Annotated in this window: 21 protein-coding genes and 1 tRNA gene; 11 read left to right on the forward strand and 11 right to left on the reverse strand. The window is 69.7% G+C overall.

Going from position 1 to position 23,939, the window contains the following annotated elements; translation table 11 throughout:
* Positions 1-23 precede the first annotated feature (23 nt).
* Entirely contained in the window at positions 24-755 is a 732-nt protein-coding gene (locus tag FYW99_RS17460; RefSeq protein WP_150253091.1) for a GntR family transcriptional regulator, read from the forward strand.
* A gap of 49 nt (positions 756-804) precedes the next feature.
* Here FYW99_RS17460 and FYW99_RS31800 read toward each other — a convergent pair whose 3' ends face one another.
* Positions 805-975 carry a hypothetical protein gene (locus FYW99_RS31800; protein WP_017565250.1) on the reverse strand — a complete coding sequence of 57 codons (171 nt, stop codon included), beginning with the start codon at positions 973-975 and terminating at the stop codon, positions 805-807.
* Between the two features lie 478 nt (positions 976-1,453).
* On the opposite strand from FYW99_RS31800, the gene FYW99_RS17465 reads away from it, so the two are divergent.
* Positions 1,454-2,887, forward strand: a complete 1,434-nt coding sequence (locus tag FYW99_RS17465) for a gamma-aminobutyraldehyde dehydrogenase (RefSeq protein WP_150253092.1) — start codon at positions 1,454-1,456, stop codon at positions 2,885-2,887.
* Between the two features lie 29 nt (positions 2,888-2,916).
* Here FYW99_RS17465 and FYW99_RS17470 read toward each other — a convergent pair whose 3' ends face one another.
* Positions 2,917-3,582, reverse strand: a complete 666-nt coding sequence (locus tag FYW99_RS17470) for a TetR/AcrR family transcriptional regulator (RefSeq protein WP_150253093.1) — start codon at positions 3,580-3,582, stop codon at positions 2,917-2,919.
* A 226-nt stretch (positions 3,583-3,808) separates the two neighbouring features.
* Here FYW99_RS17470 and FYW99_RS17475 point away from each other — a divergent pair, with 226 nt between their 5' ends.
* The 4 genes from FYW99_RS17475 to FYW99_RS17490 all read left to right on the forward strand — a co-directional run bounded on the left by FYW99_RS17475 (position 3,809) and on the right by FYW99_RS17490 (position 9,772).
* Entirely contained in the window at positions 3,809-5,245 is a 1,437-nt protein-coding gene (locus FYW99_RS17475) for a flavin monoamine oxidase family protein (RefSeq protein ID WP_150253094.1), read from the forward strand.
* Between the two features lie 129 nt (positions 5,246-5,374).
* Complete coding sequence (locus FYW99_RS17480; RefSeq protein ID WP_150253095.1) at positions 5,375-6,907, forward strand: APC family permease; 1,533 nt, start codon at positions 5,375-5,377, stop codon at positions 6,905-6,907.
* A 55-nt stretch (positions 6,908-6,962) separates the two neighbouring features.
* Positions 6,963-8,039 (forward strand): agmatine deiminase family protein, encoded by a 1,077-nt coding sequence (locus FYW99_RS17485; protein WP_150253096.1) that lies wholly within the window; start codon positions 6,963-6,965, stop codon positions 8,037-8,039.
* A complete protein-coding gene (locus FYW99_RS17490; RefSeq protein WP_150253097.1) occupies positions 8,039-9,772 on the forward strand; it encodes an amidase in 1,734 nt (577 codons plus the stop codon). Before FYW99_RS17485 ends, FYW99_RS17490 begins: the two co-directional genes overlap by 1 nt.
* 316 nt (positions 9,773-10,088) lie before the next feature.
* Here the strand turns inward: FYW99_RS17490 and FYW99_RS17495 are convergent.
* Positions 10,089-10,175 (reverse strand) — tRNA-Val (locus FYW99_RS17495).
* Positions 10,176-10,348: 173 nt separating this feature from the next.
* On the opposite strand from FYW99_RS17495, the gene FYW99_RS17500 reads away from it, so the two are divergent.
* The 3 genes from FYW99_RS17500 to FYW99_RS17510 all read left to right on the forward strand — a co-directional run bounded on the left by FYW99_RS17500 (position 10,349) and on the right by FYW99_RS17510 (position 13,353).
* On the forward strand, positions 10,349-11,110 hold the full coding sequence (locus FYW99_RS17500) for a DUF2637 domain-containing protein (protein ID WP_150253098.1): 762 nt from the start codon (positions 10,349-10,351) through the stop codon (positions 11,108-11,110).
* Between the two features lie 317 nt (positions 11,111-11,427).
* Positions 11,428-12,129: a DUF2637 domain-containing protein gene (locus FYW99_RS17505; protein WP_150253099.1), complete on the forward strand. Its 702-nt coding sequence runs from the start codon at positions 11,428-11,430 to the stop codon at positions 12,127-12,129.
* A 396-nt stretch (positions 12,130-12,525) separates the two neighbouring features.
* Entirely contained in the window at positions 12,526-13,353 is an 828-nt protein-coding gene (locus tag FYW99_RS17510; RefSeq protein WP_150253100.1) for a hypothetical protein, read from the forward strand.
* Between the two features lie 206 nt (positions 13,354-13,559).
* Here FYW99_RS17510 and FYW99_RS17515 read toward each other — a convergent pair whose 3' ends face one another.
* On the reverse strand, positions 13,560-15,176 hold the full coding sequence (locus FYW99_RS17515) for a hypothetical protein (protein ID WP_150253101.1): 1,617 nt from the start codon (positions 15,174-15,176) through the stop codon (positions 13,560-13,562).
* A 324-nt stretch (positions 15,177-15,500) separates the two neighbouring features.
* On the opposite strand from FYW99_RS17515, the gene FYW99_RS17520 reads away from it, so the two are divergent.
* On the forward strand, positions 15,501-15,698 hold the full coding sequence (locus FYW99_RS17520; RefSeq protein WP_150253102.1) for a hypothetical protein: 198 nt from the start codon (positions 15,501-15,503) through the stop codon (positions 15,696-15,698).
* A 125-nt stretch (positions 15,699-15,823) separates the two neighbouring features.
* Here the strand turns inward: FYW99_RS17520 and FYW99_RS17525 are convergent, their stop codons facing one another.
* Genes FYW99_RS17525 through FYW99_RS17550 form a run of 6 tightly spaced genes read right to left on the reverse strand, consistent with a single transcriptional unit; the run spans position 15,824 to position 21,849 of the window.
* Entirely contained in the window at positions 15,824-16,759 is a 936-nt protein-coding gene (locus FYW99_RS17525) for a fumarylacetoacetate hydrolase family protein (protein ID WP_150253103.1), read from the reverse strand.
* 28 nt (positions 16,760-16,787) lie between these two features.
* Positions 16,788-17,726 (reverse strand): VOC family protein, encoded by a 939-nt coding sequence (locus tag FYW99_RS17530; RefSeq protein ID WP_150253104.1) that lies wholly within the window; start codon positions 17,724-17,726, stop codon positions 16,788-16,790.
* The gene (locus FYW99_RS17535; protein WP_150253105.1) at positions 17,723-18,736 is read right to left on the reverse strand and encodes an amidohydrolase family protein; all 1,014 of its coding nucleotides are present in this window, start codon (positions 18,734-18,736) and stop codon (positions 17,723-17,725) included. The genes FYW99_RS17530 and FYW99_RS17535 overlap by 4 nt, the downstream gene beginning before the upstream one ends.
* Positions 18,733-19,860 carry an FAD-dependent oxidoreductase gene (locus FYW99_RS17540; protein ID WP_150253106.1) on the reverse strand — a complete coding sequence of 376 codons (1,128 nt, stop codon included), beginning with the start codon at positions 19,858-19,860 and terminating at the stop codon, positions 18,733-18,735. Before FYW99_RS17540 ends, FYW99_RS17535 begins: the two co-directional genes overlap by 4 nt.
* A gap of 10 nt (positions 19,861-19,870) precedes the next feature.
* Complete coding sequence (locus FYW99_RS17545) at positions 19,871-20,854, reverse strand: cyclase family protein (RefSeq protein ID WP_150253107.1); 984 nt, start codon at positions 20,852-20,854, stop codon at positions 19,871-19,873.
* Entirely contained in the window at positions 20,854-21,849 is a 996-nt protein-coding gene (locus FYW99_RS17550; protein WP_150253108.1) for a fumarylacetoacetate hydrolase family protein, read from the reverse strand. The genes FYW99_RS17545 and FYW99_RS17550 overlap by 1 nt, the downstream gene beginning before the upstream one ends.
* Positions 21,850-21,963: 114 nt before the next feature.
* Between FYW99_RS17550 and FYW99_RS17555 the strand changes: the two genes are divergently transcribed.
* Entirely contained in the window at positions 21,964-22,887 is a 924-nt protein-coding gene (locus tag FYW99_RS17555) for a LysR family transcriptional regulator (RefSeq protein WP_150253109.1), read from the forward strand.
* Here FYW99_RS17555 and FYW99_RS17560 read toward each other — a convergent pair.
* Positions 22,884-23,882 carry a LacI family DNA-binding transcriptional regulator gene (locus tag FYW99_RS17560; RefSeq protein ID WP_223839108.1) on the reverse strand — a complete coding sequence of 333 codons (999 nt, stop codon included), beginning with the start codon at positions 23,880-23,882 and terminating at the stop codon, positions 22,884-22,886. The two genes, FYW99_RS17555 and FYW99_RS17560, sit on opposite strands and share 4 nt — an antisense overlap.
* Between the last annotated feature and the right edge of the window lie 57 nt (positions 23,883-23,939).

Genomic DNA, 23,939 nt, shown 5'->3' on the forward strand with positions numbered 1-23,939 from the left:
GTCAATGCCGGTAGACTCCTCTCATGGCCGACCAGACCCGGTCCGGGGGACCCCTGCTGTCCGCGCGGGACCGCACCCTGGAAACCATCCGCCGCGCGATCATCACCCTGGAGCTCAAGCCGGGCACGCCCCTGTCGGAGAACGAGCTCGCCACCGAGCTCGCCGTGAGCCGCACACCCGTGCGCGAGAGCCTCATCCTGCTGCGCGAGGAGGGGCTGGTGGAGGTCTACCCCCAGGTCGGCACGTTCGTCTCGCTCGTGGACCCCGAGCGCGTCCGGCAGGCGCAGTTCATCCGGGAGGCGGTGGAGTGCACCTCCCTCGCCCAGGCCCGGCCCCCCTTCTCGGCGGACCACGTCGGCGACCTGCGCGTCCTGCTCGGAGCGCAGCGGGAGGCGGGCGGCGGCGCCGACCACGACCGCTTCTTCGAGCTCGACGAGGAGTTCCACCGCTCGCTGCTGGCGCTGGCGGGCAACGAGAGCGCCTGGCGGACGGTGAACGCGGCCAAGGCCCACCTGGACCGGGCGCGGCGGCTGAGCCTGATCGACACGCGCCCGATCGGGGAGCTGGTGGACCAGCACACGCTGGTCGTGGACGCGATCGAGGCCGGGGACACCGGGACGGCGGTAGAGGCGCTGCGCTCCCACCTGCGGGCGGTGTTCGAGGACGTCGGGCGGATCCGGGCCGCGTCACCGGAGTTCTTCTCGGACGGGCAGCCCCGCCGCCCCGTCCGCAGGACCGTGACCTCGCTGCGCTAGCCGCCGCCGCGTCAGCCGTCGGTCCCGGGGCCTCGGCGGGCCCGCGGCCCTATCGGCGCTTGCGTCCCCATCCCGAGCCGTAGCCCCCCGCGTGCAGCGCGAGGAACAGCAGTCCGGCGAGGGTGAGGGTCGTGGTGGTGACCAGGTCCTGGATGTTCTCGCCGAGCAGCTCCAGCAGCAGGGCGAGTCCGAACAGGACGGCGGCGATGGTGGCGAACACGGTTGCCTCCGGGGGTCGGGGTGGTGTTCGTGTACCCTCCGTCCGCGCGGGTAACCGCGCTGTCTTCCCGGACGCACCGGCACGGCCTCCCGGGCGGCGCCCGGCCCGCCGCCCCGGCCCCGTCAGCGGGCGGCTCAGGAGTGCATCACGCGGAAGCCCCGGGTCCTGCACAGCGGGCTTCCCGCCTCAGGGCCATGAGCAGCGGCACGGCCACGACAACGCCACCAGGACCAGCAGGGCGCCACAGCCCACGGCCAACCACGGCGGCGGGCCGCCGTCGGTACCCGGCAGGTCTCCAGAAGCTGGAAGGAGCCCGTGGGGCCGGGGCGTTCAGGCCTTGGCGCGCCGGGTTCGCGCGCCCTCCGCCCGGTCCGGCGAACGGGTGACGACTGATTCGCACCGGGTGCTGTGTTGCCGATCACTCCGCGCGTCTCTAAAATGAACGTGGATCATTTTTCTACGCGGCCGAGGAGACCTCATGGGCAGCCGTCTCAGGAACTACGTCAACGGTGGGTTCGTCGACGCCCACGGGCAGGGGAGCATCGACGTCGTCAACCCGTCGGACGGGAGCGTCGTCGCGGTGTCGCCCGTCTCCGACCACGTCGACGTCGACAGTGCGTTCGCCGCGGCCCGTGAGGCCTTCAACGGCTGGAGGGACGTCGTTCCGGCCGAACGCCAGCGCCTGCTGCTGAAGCTCGCCGACGCGGTGGAGACCCACACCGACGAGCTCGTCGAGGCCCAGCACCGCAACACCGGCCAGCCGCGCCGGGTGATCTCCGAGGAGGAGGTCGGGATGGGCGTGGACCACCTGCGCTTCTTCGCGGGCGCCGCCCGCACGCTGGAGGGGCGCGCGGCGACGGAGTACATGGAGGGCCACACCTCCTACGTCCGCCGGGAGCCGGTCGGCGTCGTGGCGCAGGTGACCCCGTGGAACTACCCCCTGCTCATGGCGGTGTGGAAGCTCGGACCGGCGCTGGCCGCGGGCAACTGCGTCGTGCTCAAGCCCTCGGACACCACCCCCGAGTCGACGCTGGTCCTGGCGCGGCTCATCGGGGAGATCTTCCCCCCGGGGGTGGTCAACGTGGTCCTGGGCGACGCCGGCACCGGGGCGCTCATGGTGGAGCACCCCGAACCGGCGATGGTCTCGCTCACGGGCTCGGTGCGCGCGGGCCGCCAGGTGGCCGCCTCCGCGGCCAAGGGCCTCAAGCGGGGGCACCTCGAACTCGGCGGCAAGGCGCCCGCCGTGGTGTTCGCCGACGCCGACCTGCCTGCGACGGCCAAGGCGCTCGTCGAGTTCGCGACGTTCAACGCCGGACAGGACTGCACCGCCGTCACCCGTGTGCTGGTCGAGGGCAGCGCGCACGACCGGCTCGTGGAGCTGCTCGCGGACGCGGCCCGCGGGACCGCCACCGGGCACGCCGACGAGGCGGAGAACGACTTCGGCCCGCTGAACAACGCGAGGCACTTCGAGACGGTCAGGGACAAGCTGAGCAGGCTCCCCGACCACGCCACCGTGGTGACCGGGGGAGGGCCGGTCGACGGCGCCGGAGGCTACTTCTTCGAGCCGACGATCGTCACCGGTGTGCGCCAGAGCGACGAGCTGGTCCAGGAGGAGGTCTTCGGCCCGGTCCTGACGGTGCAGGCCTTCGAGTCCGAACAGGAGGCCGTGGAGTTGGCCAACGGGGTGGACTACGCGCTGGCCTCCAGTGTCTGGACCTCCGACCACGGCACCGCGATGCGCCTGACGCGCGCGCTCGACTTCGGCTGCGTGTGGGTGAACACGCACGTGCTGCTCACCGCGGAGATGCCCCACGGCGGTTTCAAGTCGTCCGGGTACGGCAAGGACCTCTCGCTGTACTCGGTGGAGGAGTACACCCGGGTCAAGCACGTCATGCACGCGCTCCAGGTCTGAGGCGGGCCCGCCCGCGGCGGTACCGCCCCTCAGCCGGTGGCGTCGGCGAACCTCTCGCGCAGACCGCCGATCAGCGCGTCGAGCGCGAGCTCGAAGGCCCGGTCGGCGGCCGCGCGGGGGTCCCGCGGCCGCTGCGCCACGAACCGGGTGAAGGTCGGAGCCAGGTCCTGGAGGTCGCCGGGGTCGAAGATGTCCGTCGGCGCGGACGCGTCGTAGGCGGCCCCGAAGACGAGCGCCTCGATGCCGACGATGATGTCCACGGCGTCCGCGCCGACGATCCCGGCCTCGCCCAGGCCGCGGGCGACCCGTTCGTACATCCGCAGCGTCTGGGGCGAGTCCGCGACGGGAAGGACCGCCATGAGCGGAATGAGCTCGGTGTGCTGCGCGAAGCAGAGCCGGTAGGAGTGCGCCCAGTCCCGCAGCGCCTGGTCCCAGGACTTCGTGGCGAAGGAGGAGCAGTCGATCTGCTCGTTGATGCGGTCCTGGATCAGCACCAGCACGTCACGCTTGGAGGAGACGTGGTTGTAGAGCGCCGAGGCGGAGACCCCGAGCTCACGCGCCAGCGACGCCATGGTCAGGTGCCGGTAGCCCCGGTCGACCACGATGCGGATCGCGTCCTGCGCGACGCGTTCGCGGGACAGGATAGGCGAGGAGGGCCTGCCCCTGCTTCGTCCGCTGGGCGGTTGCTGACTCAATGACGCCTTCCCTCTGTTGTCGCCGTGGGGCACCGACGCGGTCCCCCCAAGTGTAGAAGCGGCGTAACCACGCCGGTTCCGGGCGGTCGCGGGACCGCGCCCCGCGGCCGTCCCATGTCATCGGCCCATGTCATCGGCCGTTTTCGTCGGCTCCCGCCTCTTGACAGCGGAGCCGTCTTGCCTATTAATGAATCATGTTCATTTTGATGTACGGAGGAACACACCCATGAGTGGCACACACGTCATCGGCAGCACCGAGACGCTCGAACGCGACGTCGTGGTCGTGGGCGCCGGGCCGGCCGGACTGATGGCCGCGCGCACACTCCAGGCCGCGGGCCGGTCCGTCGCGGTCCTGGAGGCCCGGGAGCGCGTGGGCGGCCGCACATGGTCCCGGCAGGTCGAGGGCGCCTTCCTGGAGGTGGGGGGACAGTGGGTCTCGCCCGACCAGACCGAGCTGCTCGGCCTCCTCGACGAGCTGGGCATGAGCACCTTCCCGCGCCACAGGGAGGGGGCCAACGTCTACCTCGCCCCGGACGGCTCCCGGCACGAGTACACCGGCGACATGTTCCCCGCGGGCGAGGCGACCGTGGCGGAGACGAAGCGCATCATCGCGGCCCTGGACGAACTCGCCGCGGACATCGGCGCGGAGCGCCCCTGGGACCACCCCCGCGCCCGTGAGCTCGACACCGTCTCCTTCACCGAGTGGCTGCGCCGCCAGAGCGACGACGAGGCCGCCCGGGAGAACATCGGCATCTTCATGGCCGGGGGCATGCTGACCAAGCCCGCCCACGCGTTCTCGGCGTTGCAGGCGGTCCTCATGGCCGCCTCGGCCGGGTCCTTCTCCCACCTCGTGGACGAGGACTTCATCCTCGACCGCCGCGTCGTTGGAGGCATGCAGTCCGTCTCCGAGACGATGGCCGACGCGCTCGAGGACGGCACGGTCTTCCTCCGGAGCCCGGTCAGGACCATCCGCTGGAGCGAGGGCGCCGGTCAGGACGGGGACGACGGCGGCCGGGTCACGGTCTGGTCCGACCGCGTCACCGTGCGGGCCCGCCGCGTGGTCGTGGCCGTGCCGCCCAACCTCTACTCGCGCGTCTCCTTCGAGCCCGCGCTCCCGTGGTTGCAGCAGCAGATGCACCAGCACACCTCGATGGGCCTGGTCATCAAGGTCCACGCGGTCTACGAGACCCCGTTCTGGCGGGACGCGGGGCTCTCCGGCACCGGCTTCGGCGCGAAGGAGCTGTGCCAGGAGGTCTACGACAACACCAACCACGGGGACACGCGCGGGACCCTGGTCGCCTTCGTCTCGGACGAGCTCGCCGACGGTCTCCTGCGCCAGGACGCCGAGCGGCGCCGGAGCGCGATCCTGCGCTCGCTCGCGAACTACCTCGGCGACGAGGCGCTCGAACCCCTCGTCTACTTCGAGTCCGACTTCGCCTCCGAGGAGTGGACCCGCGGTGCGTACGCGGCCAGCTTCGACCTCGGGGGCCTGCACCGCTACGGAGCAGACCAGAGGGAGCCCGTGGGCCCCCTCCACTGGGCCTGCTCGGACCTCGCAGCCGAGGGCTACCAGCACGTCGACGGCGCCCTCCGCCAGGGCAGGCGCGCGGCCGAGGAGGTCCTCGGGGCTCTCCTCGGCGCGGGCGCGGCGCCGGTCGGGTGACCGCTTCCCGGGGCCGGCGCACCGCGCACGAACCCCACCCCCTGGTGAACGCGCTCCGCGCGGTTCACCGGTTCCCGCGGCGCCGGCCCACCGGTGCCGCGACCGACTCCGGCGACGACAGGAAAAGCCATGACGGACACGACAGGACGGCCCGCGAAGGCGGGCGGCGACGACCCGACCCACCAGAAGGGCCTCAGCAAGGGAGCGATCGGACTCCTGGGAGGCCTGGTCATCGGCGTCTCCACCATCGCCCCGGCCTACACCCTCTCGGGGACCCTGGGCCCCACGGCCTCCGCGGTCGGTGAGCACCTGCCCGCGATCCTGCTGGTCGGCTTCGTCCCGATGCTGCTGGTGGCGATCGGCTACCGCCAGCTCAACAGGGCGATGCCCGACTCGGGCACAACCTTCACCTGGGCCTCCCGGGCCTTCGGCCCCTGGGTGGGGTGGATGGCGAGCTGGTGTCTGCTGGCAGCGACCATCCTGGTGCTGTCCAACCTCGCCGGGATCGCCGTCGACTTCTTCTACCTGGCGATTGCGCAACTGAGCGGTCAGGAGTGGATCGCCGACCTCACCCGCAACGTCCCGGTCAACGTCGTGACCTGTCTGGTCTTCATGGCTCTCGCGGCCTGGATCTCCTACCGGGGACTGGAGGCCACCAAGACGTTCCAGTACGTCCTGGTCTCGTTCCAGGTCGTCGTGCTGGTGTGGTTCTCGGTCGCCGCGCTCGCCCAGGCCACCACCGGGTCCGGGTTCGACGCGACGGCCGTGCGGCTCGAGTGGTTCAACCCGTTCGGCGTCGATTCCTTCTCCGCCTTCGCCGCCGGTGTCGCCCTCTCGGTCTTCGTCTACTGGGGCTGGGACGTGGTCGTGACGATGAACGAGGAGAGCCGCGGCACGACGACGACCCCGGGCAAGGCCGCCATCGTCACCATCCTCGTGATCGTCGCCCTCTACACCGTGGTGTCCGTGGCCACGCTCTCCTTCGCGGGGGTCTCCACCGGTGAGTTCGGACTGGGTAACCCCGACATCCAGGAGAACGTTTTCGCCGCGCTGGCCGGCCCGGTCATGGGCCCCTTCGCCGTCCTGATGTCCCTGGCGGTGCTGTCCTCGTCGGCCTCCTCGCTGCAGTCCACGATGATCTCGCCGGCGCGGACGATGCTCGCCATGGGCCACTACGGAGCACTCTCCCCCAGGTACGCGCGGGTCAGCCCGGTGCACCGCACCCCCGGTTACGCCACTGTCGTGGCGGTGGTCATCGCCTCCGTCTTCTACGCGGTCATGCGGGTGCTCTCCGAGAACGTCCTGTGGGACACGATCACCACGTTGGGCATGATGGTCTGCTTCTACTACGGGGTGACCGCCCTCGCCTGCGTCTGGTACTTCCGACGCGAGGCGACCGCGTCGTTGGGCGGTCTGGTGACCAAGCTGGTGGCGCCCCTGCTCGGCGGGCTCCTGCTGCTCCTCTTCTTCTTCCAGACCGCCTGGGACTCCATGGACCCCTCCTACGGCTCCGGATCACAGATCGGCGGCGTCGGGCTGGTGTTCGTCCTGGGGGTCGCCATCTTCGCCCTGGGGGGTGCGGCCATGGTCGTCCAGTACCTGCGCAGCCCCGAGTTCTTCCGGCGCCGGTTCGTGACCACGGAGTACCCCACGGAGGGCTGACGCCCCCGGCCCGGCCCCCGTCGCTCCGGCGCCCCGTTCGACGACAAGGACTGACATGTTCGCTCACAGTTCCGCCGAGGAGCTGTCCGCCACGGTGATGCCCCCGGAGTGGGCGCCTCACGAACGCACCTGGATGGCCTTTCCCCCGGCCAACGAGACCTTCGGCCCGCCCGGAAGCGAGTCCCTGAGCCGTGCGCGCGCGGCCTGGACCGCGGTGGCCCGCACGGTCGCCGGGTACGAGCCGGTGACCGTGGTGGTCGCGCCTGGGGACACCGAGGAGGCCGCGGCGCTGCTCGGTCCGGGCGTGGACACCGCGGTGGTGCCCCTGGACGACGCCTGGCTCCGGGACTCCGGCCTGACCTTCGTCCACGGCCCCGACGGGCGGGTGCTCGGTGTCGACTGGACCTTCAACGGCTGGGGCGCCCAGCGGTGGGCGGCCTGGGAGTCGGACCGGCTCGTGGGACACAGGATGGCCGAGCTCGCCGGGGTGCCCCGGATCCCGAGCAGCCTGGTCAACGAGGGCGGCGGCTTCTGCGTCGACGCCTCCGGTACGGTCCTGCTGACCGAGACCGTCCAGTTGGACGTGGCCCGCAACCCGGGGTTGAGCAAGGGCGACGTCGAGACGGAGGTCCACGCGAGGCTGGGCACGGGCCACGCGGTCTGGCTGCCCCGGGGGCTGACCCGCGACTACGGCGAGTTCGGCACCAGGGGACACGTCGACATCGTGGCGAGCTTCACCGAGTCGGGCACCGTGCTGCTCCACCGGCAGGACGATCCCCGACACCCGGACCACGAGGTCACGCGGGGCCTGCGCCGGGTCCTGGAAGGCGCCGTCGACGGGCGCGGCAACCCGTTGCGGGTCGTCGACGTTCCGGCCCCCGAGACCCTGACCGACGACGACGGGGAGTTCGTCGACTGGTCCTACATCAACCACTACGTCGCCAACGGGGTCGTGGTGCTGTGCGCCTTCGACGACCCGCGGGACGAGGACGCCGCGCGGATCCTGGCCGAGGCCTACCCGGGGCGCGACATCGAACAGGTCGACGCCCGCGACATCTTCCGTTTCGGCGGCGGCATCCACTGCATCACCCAGCAACAGCCGGCCAGCCGCGAGCAGAGGAGGGCGCGCTGATGGAGCCCTACGACGTCGTCGAGGCCACGATCCCGCGGTTGCGCGAGGACCTCGAGCGGGGACGGGTCACCAGTGAGGCGCTGGTGCGCTGCTACCTGGCGCGTATCGCGGCCTACGACCACGCCGGAACCGCGCTCAACGCCGTGGTGGTGATGAACCCCCGTGCCGTGGAGGAGGCCCGTGCCTCCGACGCCCGGCGGGCGCGCGGGCGGACCCTGGGGCCGCTCGACGGGATTCCCTACACCGCCAAGGACAGCTACCAGGCGCACGGGCTGACGGTCGCGGCCGGGTCGCCCGCGTTCGAGGACCTCGTCGCCCAGCGCGACTCGTTCACGGTGCAGCGCCTGCGGGAGAACGGGGCCGTGCTGATCGGGCTGACCAACATGCCGCCCATGGCCAACGGGGGCATGCAGCGCGGTGCCTACGGGCGTGCCGAGAGCCCCTACAACGGGAACTACCTGACCTCGGCCTTCGCCTCGGGCTCCTCCAACGGCTCGGGCACGGCCACGGCCGCCAGCTTCGCCGCCTTCGGGCTGGCGGAGGAGACCTGGTCATCCGGGCGCGCGCCCGCCTCCAACAACGCCCTCTGCGCCTACACCCCGTCCTGGGGGGTGATCTCCATCCGGGGGAACTGGCCGCTGGTGCCCACCATGGACGTCGTGGTGCCCCACACCCGTACCATGACCGACATGCTGGAGCTCCTGGAGGTGATCGTCGCGGACGACGCCGAACCGCGCGGGGACTTCTGGCGCAGCCAGCCCTGGATCGACGTCCCGGCGGCCTCGCGGGTCCGGCCGACATCCTTCGCCGACCTGGGCTGCGAAGGCCCGGAGCGGGCACGGACGGTACTGGAGGGTCTGCGGATCGGGGCCCCGCGGCTCTACATCGGCGAGGACCCCGAGGCCGGCACCGCGGAGTACCCCGGTATCGGCGGCCCCACGGGACGACCGGTGGTCACCCGGCCGAGCGTGCTGCGGCTGTGGGAACGGGCGCGGGCCGACCTGGAGGGGACCGGCGCCCTCGTCCAGGAGACGGACCTTCCCGTGGTGACCAACTACGAGGGGGACCGGCCGGGCGCCCCCACCATCAGGACCCGCGGGCTGGTGAGCCCGGAGTACCTCGACCGTGAGATCCTCGACCTCTCCGCCTGGGCCTGGCAGGACTTCCTGCGCGCCAACGGCGACCCCCGTCTGAACGACCTGGGGCAGGTCGACGGCGCCCGGATCTTTCCGCACGAGCCGGGCACCCTTCCGGACCGCTACGACGGGTTCGACGACGACATCGCCGTCTATCCGGAGTTCGTGCGCCGCACGGGGGTCAGCTCCCTCACCGAGATCCCACACCTGGAGGAGGGGCTCAAAGGCCTGGAGAGGACGCGCCGGGTCGACTTCGAGGACTGGCTGGACCGCCTGGGGCTGGACGTGATCGCCTTCCCCGCCGTGGCCGACGTCGCGCCTGCCGACTCCGACGTGAACCCGGAGTCCGCCGATATCGCGTGGCGCAACGGTGTGTGGGTCGCCAACGGCAACCTCGTCTGGCGCCACCTGGGCATCCCCACGGTGACGGTGCCGATGGGCACGATGCCCGACACGGGCATGCCGGTGGGACTGACCTTCGCCGGACGCGCCTACGACGACGTGAGCCTGCTGAGGATCGCGGCGGCCTTCGAGGCGACCGGGAACCGCCGTCAGGAGCCGCCCCGGACCCCGCGCCTGTCCCGAGGAGCGGGGTAGGGACCGGTGTCGGCCGCGCTGGGGGCAGGGCCCCCGGCGCGGCCCGGGTGTGTCCGGGGACGGGCCGGGCTCCCGTCCGGCCGCGGAGCGCACGAGTCCACCGGGGACCCGCCGCACGAGGGCGTCCCCGGAGAACACCTCAGGCCAGGACCGGGGTCCTGGCCTGAGAGAAAGCTGTGGGCTCTGGGCAAACCAACCACGGCCCGTGGGGCGAAGCCCCACATCGGGGGCTTCGGGGGTCGCCTCCCAGAGGAAACGACGAAACGACCCGGCGAGGCGGACGAAGTCCGCCGGGCAAGGTCGCTCCGGAGTGAAGTGGGCGATACAGGATTCGAACCTGTGACCTCTACCGTGTCAAGGTAGTTCCGGCTCCGCAGCGACCTGTGCCGATGAGCATCCACCCAGGTCGGAGGGTTCCGTTGAGGGATCTTCACGGCGGTTGGGAGCCGTTGGGAGAGGTTCGCGTCTCCCAGAAATCTCCCACTGGGTGGTGGGAGACGGGCGTCTCCCACCCCGCCCGGCAGGGCGCTTCCGGCCCCGTGAAGACCCCTTGATCACCGAGAAAGGGTGATCGGGATGGAGTCCTCCCGCTGGTCACGATGGGTCACCATCACGGCCGTGCTGCTGCTCGCGGGCATCGCTGCGGTGGTGTCCTACTCACACATGTACGAACTCGCGCTGCGCCACGGCGAACCGGAGTGGCGCGCGGCCCTGTTCCCACTCTCGGTGGACGGCATGATCGTCGGCGCTTCCATGACCCTGCTCAGCGACGCCCGCCACGGCCGCAAGGGTGGGCTGCTGCCCTGGACGCTGCTGATCGTCGGCTCCGGCGCGTCCCTGGCCGCCAACGTCGCGGTCGCCGACCCCACGATGTGGTCCAGGATCATCCACGCCTGGCCGAGCTTCGCGCTCATCGGTGCGTACGAGCTGCTCATGCGCGAGTTCCGCACGGCAGCGAGGAGCGTACGCACTGCGTCCGCAGACGATGGACAAGCCCCAGAGCCGGCCCCAGAGGCGAAGGCCAGCCAAGTCCAGCACCCGATCACCTCAGATGCGTCGAAGACCACTGATTTCCAAGTCGTACACGGTAGGGACGCTGGGGCCATTGCGGAGTCGACCCTGTCACCGTTCCAGGACCGGGCATGGCGATGGGCGCTGGACCGGCAACGGGAGACGGGCGAACTGCCGAGCGGGAAGGAGATCGCGGCGCGCTTCGATCGCAAGGAGCGCTGGGGCCGGTTGGTCAAGCAACAAGGGCAACGCCAGGGCGCCCGCACTGATTTCGCTGAAAGCAGCCCAAGGAACAGCAGGACGGGAAGCTTGCTCATGGATGCTTGATGTGCTCCGGGCAGGGCGCCCACGGCACACCCCAGAACTCTCACACACTCAAGTATTGAGCAGTTCCACAGGCGGAAGTACCTCGCTGGCCTGGACACATGTGCTGGTGAGCACGGGGAGTTGTCCTTTTCGCCGGATGCACCGTCATGTCGGAACAGATGGGTGGTGCGTTACTGCCGGTTGTCATTGACCGTACGTGCGCAGTGTTGGTGAGCGTGGGAGGACGAGTTGGAGGGGGGACTTCAACCATTCCCCCACAGGGGCCGGGCTCCCTGATCCTGAGCACTGACCTGTCGCTGGACGGGCGGTGACCTGTGATGGATTCTTCCCGTTGGTCCCGTTGGACGACCATCGCCACCGCGCTGATGCTGGCCGTCATCGCGGCCGTCGTCTCCTGCTCGCACATGTATGAACTCGCCCTGCGCCATGGTGAGCCTGAGTGGCGTGCGGCCCTGTTCCCGCTCTCCGTCGACGGCATGATCGTCGGCGCCTCCATGACCCTGCTCAGTGATGCCCGCAACGGCCGCAAGGGCGGCCTGCTGCCGTGGGCGCTGCTGATCATCGGTTCCGGTGCTTCCCTGGCGGCCAACGTCGCGGTAGCCGACCCCACCATGTGGTCGAGGATCATCTATGCCTGGCCGTCGTTCGCGTTGATCGGTGCGTATGAACTGCTCATGCGTGAGTTCCGCACGAGTGCGGAGAGCGTGCGTACTGCGTCCGCAGACGATGAGCAACTGATCTTTGACTTCGCGGAGAATGAGAAGGCGGTACCGCCTGTTTCCGATGATGCTCCCGATGAGGAAACGGCGTATACGGATGCTCAACCGTGTACGTACCTGCGGGTGGTCGAACAGTCGGATGAACCACAGGGCGCGGGTGTACCACCGCTCCAGGTCGAGGCATGGCAGTGGGTTCTGGGCAGACGCGGCGATGATGGTGAGCTTCCCAGCGGCAAAGAGATCGCGGAGCAGTTCGGCTGTAAGGAACGCTGGGGCAGGTTGATCAAACAGAAGGGATAGCGAGGACATCTTGGGGCGCGGCTTCAGCTTGATTGGAAGAAGCCTAGCCGCGGTGGGCTGAGCGTTACCCTCTACGTGCGTCCAACTGGGCTGCGCAGGGATGATTAGGAACCGGAAGTGATCACGAAGTTTCGGGAAGGTTCCGAGCTCGTTTCGTTAGTGATGGGGACTAGTGTCCGATCTTGAGGCAGCGCGTAGTTCTGGCCCGCAGGGCGTTTGGGCAGGTTGCACGCTGTGGCGTTCGCTCGTCGGGGCGTCCGAGGATCGCAACACCCTGGAGGCCTGCGACCTCAGCGCAGCAGTCGGAGTGGCAGACGCTCTCCTTGGTGGCCGAGGATCGCAACTGGATCTGGTACATGTCCTGAGCCATGACCTTGCTAGATTGTCTTCGACGGTGTGTCCGTAATGGTTATATTCGGAGCTGCCAGTGTGCTCAAGGAAGGGGATGGTGTGCCAAACGCTCCGGAGGAAAAATGTGAGATAGCATCTGCTAATTGTCGCTTACTGCGATCGCTCGACGCACACTACAGCGTTCTCTGTGAGGAGAACGGGATCGTTGGCGGTGAATCTACTGCCAACGCGATGGCAGTGGGGTTGGTCATCGAAGTTTGGCGCAACGGCCCTGTGGAGAACATGCATGCCAGCCGTAGGGGTCCGAGCGATGCGGCGATGTTCGCTGAGTCGACTACGCTGTACGTCCGAGCGCTCGACATCATGAGGGCTGAGGACCAGGCGATGGCTCTTCTGAACTTCGAGCGCTTTCTATTGGATCGGTCGCGAGTGTGGGCAGGGACCGATGGGAAGACCCTACGCGACCTTGGATACGGCCACCTGGGCGCCTATGACCAGCACCTGAAGGAGCGTGTCGACACGCTGCTGGCTCTGCGCGACCATACGTGCGTCACTGATCCATGGGATGTGTACTTGGTCAGGCGTGCTGTGACTTACGGTCGAGACCATCTTGGGATGCCGAATTGGCCGAGGGTCGTCGAACGCCTCCGAGTGTTACTCGAGGACCCGGACCACCCTGCTTGGTATGGAGACGGAAGGGGCGCGCAAGCTGTCTCTGAGATGCCCAAGTCAACTCCTCGGCCTAAGGAGTTGACCGCACTTCTGCTGACGCGCCCGGACCTATTGCCCGTTGAGGTGTTGGAGTGGCTTTCAGATCACTTCCTGTTCTGTGCTGGGCCACCTTACTCGCATCGTGAATGGGAGGATGAGTGACGCTGGGGTGCAGGTCTACCATGAGAGCCTGTGAGGATCGGAACGCAGATACACGAGTCATCACCGCGCCCCGCAGTTTCGGAGAGGACAGGGAGCCGGGAGATCCCGTGCATGAGTTCGGTGCCATGGTGGTGGTGCTGAGGAATATATGGCAAAGCAAAAGGGCAGTCGGTCGGCAGGTTAGGCCCTAGGAGGCTGATGAGCTGTCATGTCGGCCGGCATGTACAGATCGAGTTCCTTCGGCGCGATTTGCTCAGGATTAGAGAAGCCGAGTGCTTGCTTGTCCGATAGCGGGTCGATGTGGTCTGCCTCCCGGTCGATCCAGTCCGCCAGGCGGTCATGCGCTGTTGCTCGTTTTCCGCCGTGTCCTGGCTCGAACGGATACGGACCTCTGCTGCGAACCTCCTCAGTTCGCATGCCTTACGCCAGGCAAGCACCTGTTCTCCGACCCGGGTGCGATTGAAGTCGACCAACCACTGGGAACGTGCCTCTGCGAGCGCGGCCTCCCACAGTTCCCGCTGTTTCCGCGTCTCCTCTTCCCGGCGTGTGCGCTCACGCTCCTGGCTCCGACACCTCTCCTCACGTTCCTCCTGAAACTTCTGTTCTGCCCGATCATGGGCTTCCCGCTCGGGAGCTTCCTGGGCCTCAAGGGCGGCGAACATGCTGGGAAGCTGCTCGACGAGCGTGCGTGTTTCACGGTCTGCCCACGTAGATCGGCCCTTCATCCGCAAGATGAGGCGTCCTGTCGGTACGAGGGCGTCCTTGGCAGTGATGTGCTGCCCCACGTGCTTCCTGCCGGGGGTCACCTCTTCCGAGTGCCCTGGGGAGGCCTTCTTTTCCTCCCACAAGTCGAAGTCGAAACCCCTGAACGAGTAGCGGTAGAAGCCGATGCGAAACCCGGAAGCGCCGGGCCTCTCTTCGAACAGGTACTGGCGTCGCTCGGTCTCGTCTGCGATTGCTTGCAGGATGAGCACAGCCCGAGAGCGAACTTGATCGGAGACATCGAGCGGGCTGTCCGCCTCCGCGAGCTTGGCCACGACCTCATGAAGCTGTTGCAGACCGTCGAACATGGGAACCGGAGAACGTGGACCACGATCTTTTTGGACAGGGGCGGCTGTCTTGGCCAGACGGATGACGAGGTCCGCGCTGTTTCGTCCGCTGTATCTCACAAAGTGGCCCGCCGGCGCCTCTCCTAGGCGGTTGCTTCTCCTAATTGCCCTCAGATAGGACGCTCGCAGACTGGGTTCAGGGTCCTTCACCACGAGGACACCGTGGTTTGCCTGGAGCTGCTGGATCAGCTCGGGGATCTCGATCAGCCTTCGGAGGCTTCTAGCACCGCGAGCTGCAGGCAGTGGTGGCGCGGTGTTTGGTCCCGGACCTCGGTAACGCTTGCAAGCGAGGTAGTAACGGCCGTCGTCAGTGATCTCGACGGACCAGGTACTACCCCTCACAGAGACCTTGGCCAGACCTCGTCTCTGTAGAGCCAGCGCCGTGGTCTTGCGAGCGCGATTGGGCCACTCCTGCCGGGGGCACCCTTGCTCGATCCATCGCAGGACTTCGACCTGCCTGTCGTTCAAAGGTGAGGATCGTGACATGGCACCTTCCTGTCCCCACATGTGGACGGTTGTCACAACGATAGAGCTGATGCCATTGACGCGTCTGCGGCATGAGAGGACAGGTTCCGGAACACGGTCGAAGCCCTCTGTGCGGACTGTGTGGAGAAGCAGGAGGACCAGCGGGGACACGCGGATGGGAATATGTCTCCCATACCGATCTTCGAACCACCCGATGATCCGACCCTGACAACGTTCGACAGTCTTCACATCCCAGAGCCTCTAAAGAAGCCGGTACGAAACACTCACCGGCGCGACGTCAGTGCCTTCCTCGCGAACCCGGGATACGGCCTGTTGCCGTGGAACCCGCGCTGGCTCGGTTCCACGTCGGCTGCAGCTGACAGGCAGCACAGCGCCCACTCGCCCGCGGTGCACGTGACCGGATAGTGGCAGTTCGTAGCAGCGGCATCGACTGTGACGATAGCGGCCCCGCAGGAAAACCGAGGTGGTGGGTCCTCGCTGCCAGGCAGCGCCCGGATCACGTCTGCCGAGTGCACTCGTTCGAAGTCGACTTGAGCCCATCTCGTCCAGGCAGTGGCACAGAGCGGCCTCCGCTTCGTCCACCAACCCGACGGCGCGGCCTCCCCACTCCGCAGCCAGGCGGCGAGCGTTGCCCACCGCCACATCGGTGGCGTCCAGGTGCCGGTGGAGCACGCACGGATCGGGCGCGTACTCAGGGTTGGCCACGTCGAGGGCGAGGGCGTGGGCACCTGTGCCAGCCAGGGAGGCTGAGACGCCATACCTGGCCGCGTGCGGTGCTGGTTACCATGACCGCCTCGTCGCGCAGGTGCTCCAAAGCTCTTCTCTTCCCCGGACGGGCCCGGTCGGCAAGGACCGGCCGAGCCCGCGCTCCCCGCTCAGGGGCGTTCGCGGGGGCGCCTGCGTGCCCCGCGCACGGGCTCGACGTCCCCGCCGGGCACGACGGTGTTGGACACGGCGCCGATGCCCTCCACGGTCAGCGTGACTGTGTCGCCCGGGACGAGCGGGGGCGGGTCCTGGTGCCCGCCGCGCCCCCACAGCTCGGCCAGGCACCCGCCGTTGCCGCAGGTGCCCGAACCCAGCACGTCACCCGGCCGCACCCGCGTGCCCCGTGAGGCGTGGGCAAGCATCTCCTCGAAGGTCCAGGCCATGTTGGACAGCAGGTCGCTGCCGACCACCTCGCCGTTGACCTCGGCGGTCAGGGCCAGGCGCAGGAAACCCTCCGCGTCGCGGTGGGGCTCCAGTTCGTCGGCGGTGACCAGCCACGGCCCCAGGGTCGAGGCCGCGTCCTTGCCCTTGCAGGGGCCCAGCCCCACCTGCATCTCCCGTGACTGGAGGTCGCGCGCCGACCAGTCGTTGAACACGGTGTAGCCGAAGACGTGCCCGCGGGCCCGCTTCGGGGTGAGGTCCGAGCCCCCGCGACCGACGACCGCGGCCACCTCCAGTTCGAAGTCCAGCGCCCCGCACCCCGGCGGGACCGGCACGTCGTCGTACGCTCCCACCAGGGACGCCGGGTTGGTGAAGTAGAAGGCGGGCGCGTCGTACCAGGCGTCCGGCACCCCCGCCTCACCGCTCACGCTGCGGCGTACGCCCTCGACGTGTTCCTCGAAGGTGACGAAGTCGCGCACCGAGGGCGGCTCCAGGGGCGGCAGCAGCCGCACCCGAGCCAGGGGCACGGGTGCCCCCGTCGCGGGAACGGGGGCACCGCCGACGAGGTCGAGCAGGTCGGTTCCCTCGGGGAAGGGCAGGACCGCTTCCCCCTCGACCGCACCGCAGCGGCGCAGGCCCTCGTGCTCGTAGGTGGCCAGTCGCATGGGTCTCTCCCGTGGGTGGGCGTCGGAGCTACATGGGAGGGGCGACGAAGCAGCCGCGGTCGGGGTCGTTGAAGGACTCCTTGGCGACGAACTCGTCCATCGGGTTGGCCGTCCCCCACTGGTCGGTGACGTCGGGGTCGGAGAAGTCGTACATGTGGGGATGCCAGGTGTCCTCGTCGAGCCGCTCCAGTTCGGTGGTGTACTCCAGGGTGTTGCCGTGCGGGTCCATGAAGTAGGAGAAGGTGTTGTTGCCCGCCATGTGGCGTCCCGGCCCCCAGATCTTGCGCACGCCCGCGCGCAGCAGGCGGCCGGTGCCGCGCATGTACTCGTCGATGCCGCGCATCTCGAAGGAGACGTGGTGCAGGGAGGCGTGCGGCCCCTGCGCGATGGCGATGCTGTGGTGGGTCGGGTTGCACCGCATGAAGTGCATGACCCTGCCCATGCGCGGGTGCATGAGGGTGTCCGAGAGCGCGAAGTCCAGGTGCCGCTCGTACCAGGCGCGGGTGCGGTCCAGGTCCGGGGAGTTGAGCACGACGTGGGAGAGCCGGACGGGGACGGACTCCTTCTCCTCCACCTTGCGGTGCCTGCGCACGGCCACGTCGGCGGAGACCTCGATAGTGCGCCCGTCCACGTCGAAGAAGCGCACCCCGTAGCCGCCGCCGGGGGTGTCCACTGCACCCGGCTCGCTGACCATCCGCACGCCCGCTCCGATCAGGCGGTCGGCGAGGGCGTCCACGTCGGCGGGTGAGGCCGCGCCGAAGGCCACCAGGTCGATCCGCTTCTCCTCGGCCCGGCGCAGCCGGACCACGTAGTTCTCCGGGGAGCCCTCGGCGGCGAGGAAGGACACGCCCGTGTCGGTCTCGGCCTCGGTCAGCTTCCACATGTCGGTGAAGAACTTCTGCTGCCTGTCAAAGTCGGGCACCGCGAGCGCGACGTGCCTGAGGTGGGTGATGAGCCGCTCGGTCATGGGGATTCCTCCGTGGGTGTGTCGGTGGTCAGGTCCAGGAGCACTGCGGCGTTGCCGCCGCTGATCCCGGCGAACACGGCCGGGTCCAGCCCGGCCGAGCGCAGCGCCGCCACGGGCGCGTCGGCGCCCATGTCGAAGGGGTGGTCCGAACCCAGCAGGACCCGTTCGGCGCCCACCGCCTCCACCAGGTGGCGCAGGACGGCGGGGTCGTGGACGAGGGAGTCGAACCACATGCGCCGCAGGTAGGAGCTGGGCGGCTCCGCGCAGCCCCGGGCCTCGGGGCGCACCCGCCAGCCGTGGTCGGCGCGGCCCAGGTGGGTGGGCAGGTAGCCGCCGCCGTGGGCCGCGACGACCCGCAGGCCGGGGTGGCGGTCCAGAACCCCGGAGAAGACCAGGTGGGACAGGGCCACGGCGTTCTCGGTGGGCTGCCCGACGATGTTGGACAGGTACCAGCGGTCCAGGCGTTCGTCGAGCGTGCAGCCGAAGGGGTGCACGAACAGCACCGCTCCGGTGGCGGCGGCCCGCTCCCACAGCGGTTCGTAGGCGGGGTCGGACAACTCCCGGCGGGGGGCGTGCGAGGAGATCTCCACGCCTCTGAGCCCGAGGGAGAGGGCGTGGTCGAGCACCTCCACGGCCAGCTCCGGGTGCTGGAGCGGGACCAGGCCCAGGCCCAGCAGCCGGTCGGGGGCGAGGGAGCAGTGTTCGGCCACCCCCTCGTTGGCCAGCCGGTGCGCGCGCCCGGCCAGCGCGGGCGCGGCCCAGTAGTGGTAGTGCGAGGGCGAGGGACTGACGAGCTGCACGTCCACACCGGCGGCGTCCATGTCGGCCAACCGGGCGGACACCTCGGTCAGGCGGCTCAGCCGCTCACCGATCATGCGCCCGCTGACGCGCAGGGACTCCTCGCCGTTGCGGCGCGCGTCCAACACCTTGTGTTCTTCGTGGCCGGGCTGACCGGCGACCTCCGCCTCCACTCCGGGGAGCAGGACGTGAGCGTGGACGTCGATGATCACGGCAGCTCCGAGACCAGCGCGGAGACCTTGCGCATCATGCCGGGCACGTCGGCGTCGCGCACCCCGTCCAGCTGCCACCGCGCCAGGGTCACCGACGCCTCCACCACGGTGCGCACGCGTTCGAGGCGCCGGGTCGTGAACGCGTCGAACAGCGCCTGGTCCACGGTTTGGGCGGTCAACAGCAGTTCGGCCAGCACCAGGGCGTCCTCCAGACCCTGGGCGGCGCCCTGGGCGAGGGTGGGCGGGCACGCGTGCACCGCGTCACCGACGAGCACCACCCGGCCCCGGTTCCACGGCGCCTCCACCAGCAGGGACTCGAACCACGTGTAGTTGACCCGGTCGGAGGCGGCGATGTCGGCGCGGATCTCGTCCCACACACCGCCGTAGCCCTCCGACAGCGCGCTCATGTGATCAGCCCGCTCCCGCTCGGTGAGGTCGGTGTGCGCGCGGACCCGTTCCACGAGATAGGCGTACATGGTGTCCGGGCCGGTGGGGCAGTAGCCCGCGATGAAGCACGGTCCCCCGTAGACGAGGTCGGTGCGCTCCACGCTCTCCGGGCGGCGGGTGTGGATGCGCCAGATGCCCATGCCGTTGGGCTCGGGCCGCACGTCGATCCCGATCATGCGGCGCACGGTGGAGCGGATCCCGTCCGCGCCCACGACCACGTCGTAGCGTTGGGCGGTGCCGTCGGAGAGCCGTGCCTCCACACCGTCCGAGTGCTCGGACAGGTCGCGCACGGTCAGCCCGTGGCGGATGCGCGCCCCGGCGGAGCGGGCCGCCCCGGTCAGGATCGCGGCCAGTTCGGGGCGGTTCATGCCGACGGTCGCGGGCAGGTCGGGGCCACCGGTGCGCACGTCGGGGATCTCCGCCAACAGGGTGCCGTCAGGGGCGCGCATGCCCAGGCTGTCGAAGGCGAAGCCCGCCTTGGCGACCTCCTCCCACACGCCGAGGTCGCGCAGCACCCGCAGCGCGTTGCCCTGGACGGTGATGCCCGAGCCGAGGGTGTCGGCGTCGGAGCGGAGCTCGGCTACGTCCACTCGTACGCCTTCGCGGGCGAGCAGGATCGCCAGGGCCAGGCCGGATGTTCCGGCCCCGACGATCAGGGCGTTGCTTACGGCTGCCATGGGGGGTACCTCACTTGACGGCGACGGGGTTGACGGGTGAGCCGACCGCTCCGGTGAACGGGATCGGCGCGGCGGTCAGGAAGAACTCGTGGACGCTGTCGGCGGCGCAGTGTGCCGCGAGCGCGTCCAGGTCCCACATCTCGCCGATGAGCAGGCCGATGTGGGGGATGGCCACCTGGTGCAGGGGCTGGAAGGCGTGGTCGAACTCGTTGGGGCGGACCTCGAAGCCCCAGGTGTCGGTGGCGATCGCCGCGATCTCGGTGGAGTGCAGCCACCCGGCGGTGGTGAAAGACAGTCCCGGCGCGGGTCCGCCGGCGTAGTCGCCCCACCCCTGTCTGCGGGCGCGGGTGAGTTGGCCGGTACGCACGCACACGATGTCGCCCCGGCCCACCCCGACCCCGTGCGCGGCCGCCGTGGCCTCCAGGTGTTCGGTGGTGATGGCGAAGCCGTCCGGAAGTTCGCCGTTCTCGCCCAGCACCCGGCCCACGTCCAGCAGCACGCCCCGGCCGACCACGGGCGAAGCCATGTGCTCGATGCCGGTGACCCGGTCGCCCTCGGAGGTGACCACCTGCGCGGCGTCGCGGCCGTTCCATGCCCTGCCGTGGTCGAAGATGTGCCCGAGCCCGTCCCACTGCGTGGAGCACTGGAGCGGCATGGACACCACGTCGTCGGCGCCGCCGATGCCGTGCGGGAAGCCCTGTGTGCCCCGGGCCGCGTCCACACCGGTGTCGAGCATGGTGTGCACGGGATTGGTCCGGCGCCGCCAGCCCTTCTGGGGGCCGTTCATGTCGAAGCGCTGGGACAGGGAGAAGCTCGCTCCGATGCGGATCAGCTTCGCGGCCTCGCGGCGCCTGGTCCGGTCGAGGAAGTTGACGGTGCCCAGGACGTCGTCCGGCCCCCAACGCCCCCAGTTGGAGTACCTGCGCGCGGCCTCGGCGATCGCGCTCTCGGGGTCGGTGCAGTCGAGTGCCGTGTCCCCGGCGCGGTCCGTCATCACGCCTCCTCCGTCACGCAGGTGTTGCGCTGGGTGCCCAGGCCGGTGATCGTGCCCTCCATGACGTCGCCGGGGCGCAGCAGTCGTCCCCAGTGCATGCCGTTTCCGGCGGGGCTACCGGTCAGGACCAGGTCGCCGGGGAGCAGTTCGACGGTCTGGGAGACGTGGGAGACCAGCCGGGCGACGTCGAAGATCATGTCCTTGGTCGTCTCGTCCTGCATAGCCTGGCCGTTGAGTCTGAGGGTCACCCGCAGGTCGCCGGGGTCGGCGACGAACTCGGCGGGGACCAGGTACGGGCCCAGGGGGGTGAAGGTGGGGGCGTTCTTGGCACGCAGCCAGTCGGTGCCGATCTCCGGCATGTCCCGTCGGAAGACCAGTTCGCGGGCGGTCACGTCGTTGGCGATGGTGTAGGCGGCCACGTGGCCGAGCGCTTGTTCGGGGGAGACCCGGAAGGCGGGTTCGCCGATCACCGCGGCCAACTCCAGCTCCCAGTCGGGCTTGGCGCACCAGCTCGGGATGACCACGTCGTCGTAGGGCCCGGTCACCGAGGAGGGCAGTCCGATGAACACGTACGGCTGGTCCTCGGCGGCCCTGCGGTCCATCATGGCGGCGACCTCGGTGCGCACCCGCTCGGCCGGGCGGCCATTTTCGGGCTCGTGGGCGACGGCCAAGTCGATGACGTGGGTGCGGTAGTTGGCCCCCGACTGAAGGATCTGGCGCGGCCGGACGGGTGCGTGGACCCGTAGGTCGGCGAGCCGATGCCAGCCGCTGCCGCCACCGGAGGCCGCCAGCTCGCGCAGGGTGGGCAGGACTTCTTCCCAGCGCTCCAGCAGGTCCCGGGTGCCCGGGTTGGCGCCCGGCGCCCCCCGCAGGCCGGACACGGTCCGCAGGTCGAGGACCTCCTCGTCCGTGACCAGTCCCGGGAAGGGGACGCCGCCGCCGACGGAGAAGGTGCCGAGGGCGAAGGGGCGGGCGGGTGAGGGATCTGTTGCCACGGTGTTTCCTTCCGGTGTGATGCCACTAACATCGGTCACCCGGAAGGATTTGTGAAATAGATCTCCCGTATGGATGGGATCCACGCCGCGGATAAACGCGGGGAGGGCGCACACGTGAACATCGCGAACCTGGACCTCAACCTGCTTGTCGCCCTGCGCGCGCTGCTGGAGGAGCGCAACGTCACCAGGGCGGGGGAGCGCATCGGGCTGAGCCAGCCCGCGACCAGCGCAGCCTTGGCCAGGCTGCGTCGGCACTTCTCCGACGAGCTCCTGGTGCGCAGGGGCAACCGCTACGAGCTGACGCCCCTGGGTCACGCTCTGCGGGTGCCCGCGGCCAACGCCTGCTCGGTCATGGAGCGGCTCTTCAGCAGCCGGGCCCGCTTCCACCCCGACACCGAGCAGCGGGACTTCACGCTGTTGGCCTCGGACTACGCCATCACGGTCTTCGGGGCGCAGCTGGCCCGCGCGCTCCATGCCGAGGCGCCGGGTGTGCGGCTGCACTTCCGTCAGATGCCCTCCACGATCGTGGAGGCCACCGAGAGCGTGCTCGGGGGAGTGGACGGCGTCCTGATACTGCACGGGGTGATCAGCGGCTACCCCACCGTGGAGCTGTACCGCGACGAATGGGTCTGTCTGGTCGACGCCGACAACGACGCCGTGGGCGAGGCGGTCACCATGGACGACCTGGCGCGGTTGCCGTGGGCCGTCTACCAGCGCCCCTACGACGCCCCGGTCACCCACCAGCTGGGCATGCTGGGCCTGGATCCGCGCGTGGAGGTCTCTGCGCACAGCTTCCGGCTGCTCCCCGACCTGGTCCGCGGCACGCGCAGAGTGGCGCTGGTGCAGCGGCGGCTGGTGGAGCACACGGCCGAACGCACGGGGCTGCGCGCGCTGGCCTGCCCGTTCCCAGCGGCACCGATCCGGGAGGCACTGTGGTGGCACCCGGTGCACCGGCACGACGCGGCCCACACCTGGTTGCGCGAGACCGCGGCCCGGGTGGCGGCCGAGCTGGACCGACCCCTCTCGGGCGGCTTCTAGCTGGAGGCGCGCTCGACCAGGTGCGGGGCGAACAGCAGGCGGCGGTGCCGGTGCCCGGGGTCCTCGACCTCCTCGACCAGCAGACCGGCCGCCGCGCTACCCAGGGCGTGGCTGTCCACGTGCACCGAGGTCAGTGGTACCCCGGCCGTGGCGGCCGACTCGATGTCGTCGAACCCCACCACCGCGACGTCGTCGGGGACCCTTCTCCCCGCCCGGGTGACCGCCTGCATCACGCCCAGCGCCAGCAGGTCGTTGGCACAGAACACCGCCGTCGTCGGACGGGACGAGGCTAGGATCCGTTCGCCCGCGCGCCGCCCCTGGTCCAGGGTGAACGCCCCCGTCTCCACCACCTCCACGGCCTCCTCCGGCCGACCCGCCAGCGCCGCCGCGCGGCGGCACCCCGCCAGGCGGTCCACGGACTGGCGCATGTGCGCGGGCCCGGTCACACAGGTGATTCGCCTATGTCCCCGCGCCAACAGGTGGGTGGCCGCCATCTCGCCGCCCGCCATGTCGTCCACGGCCACCGAGCACACGTCCGGGAAGTCGGTCGAGTTGTGGAACAGCACCGTGCGCAGCCCGCGCGAACGCACACCGTCCACCCACTGCCGGGACAACTCCGCCGGGGTGATGAGCACGCCCTGCGCCTGCTGCTGGAGCAGCATCTCCAGGTAGCGCTCCTCCTTGCCCGGGTCCACGTCGGTGTTGCACAGCACCACGGTGCGCCCCGCAGCGTGCAGGCGGTCCTCGGCTCCGCGCGCCACCCCGGTGAGGAAGGGATTGCGTACGTCGAACAGGACCAGGCCCACCCCGGTGCCGTAGCCGTTGCTGAGCTGGCGGGCGGCCTGGTTGGGCCGGTAGCCCAGCGCGTCGATGGCCCCGCGCACCCGGTCCCGGGTGGCCGGGGCGACGATCTCCGGCCGGTTCAGGAAATTGGACACCGTGGCCACGGAGACTCCGGCCTCCCGGGCCACTTGCCTTATGCTGACGGCCTTCACGGCGTGTGTGCTCCCCGTGTCCCCGCTGGAGGGGTGAGTTGTAACGCTTCAATCCCG

The organism is Nocardiopsis deserti (assembly GCF_008638355.1).
Taxonomy (GTDB): Bacteria; Actinomycetota; Actinomycetes; order Streptosporangiales; family Streptosporangiaceae; genus Nocardiopsis; species Nocardiopsis alborubida.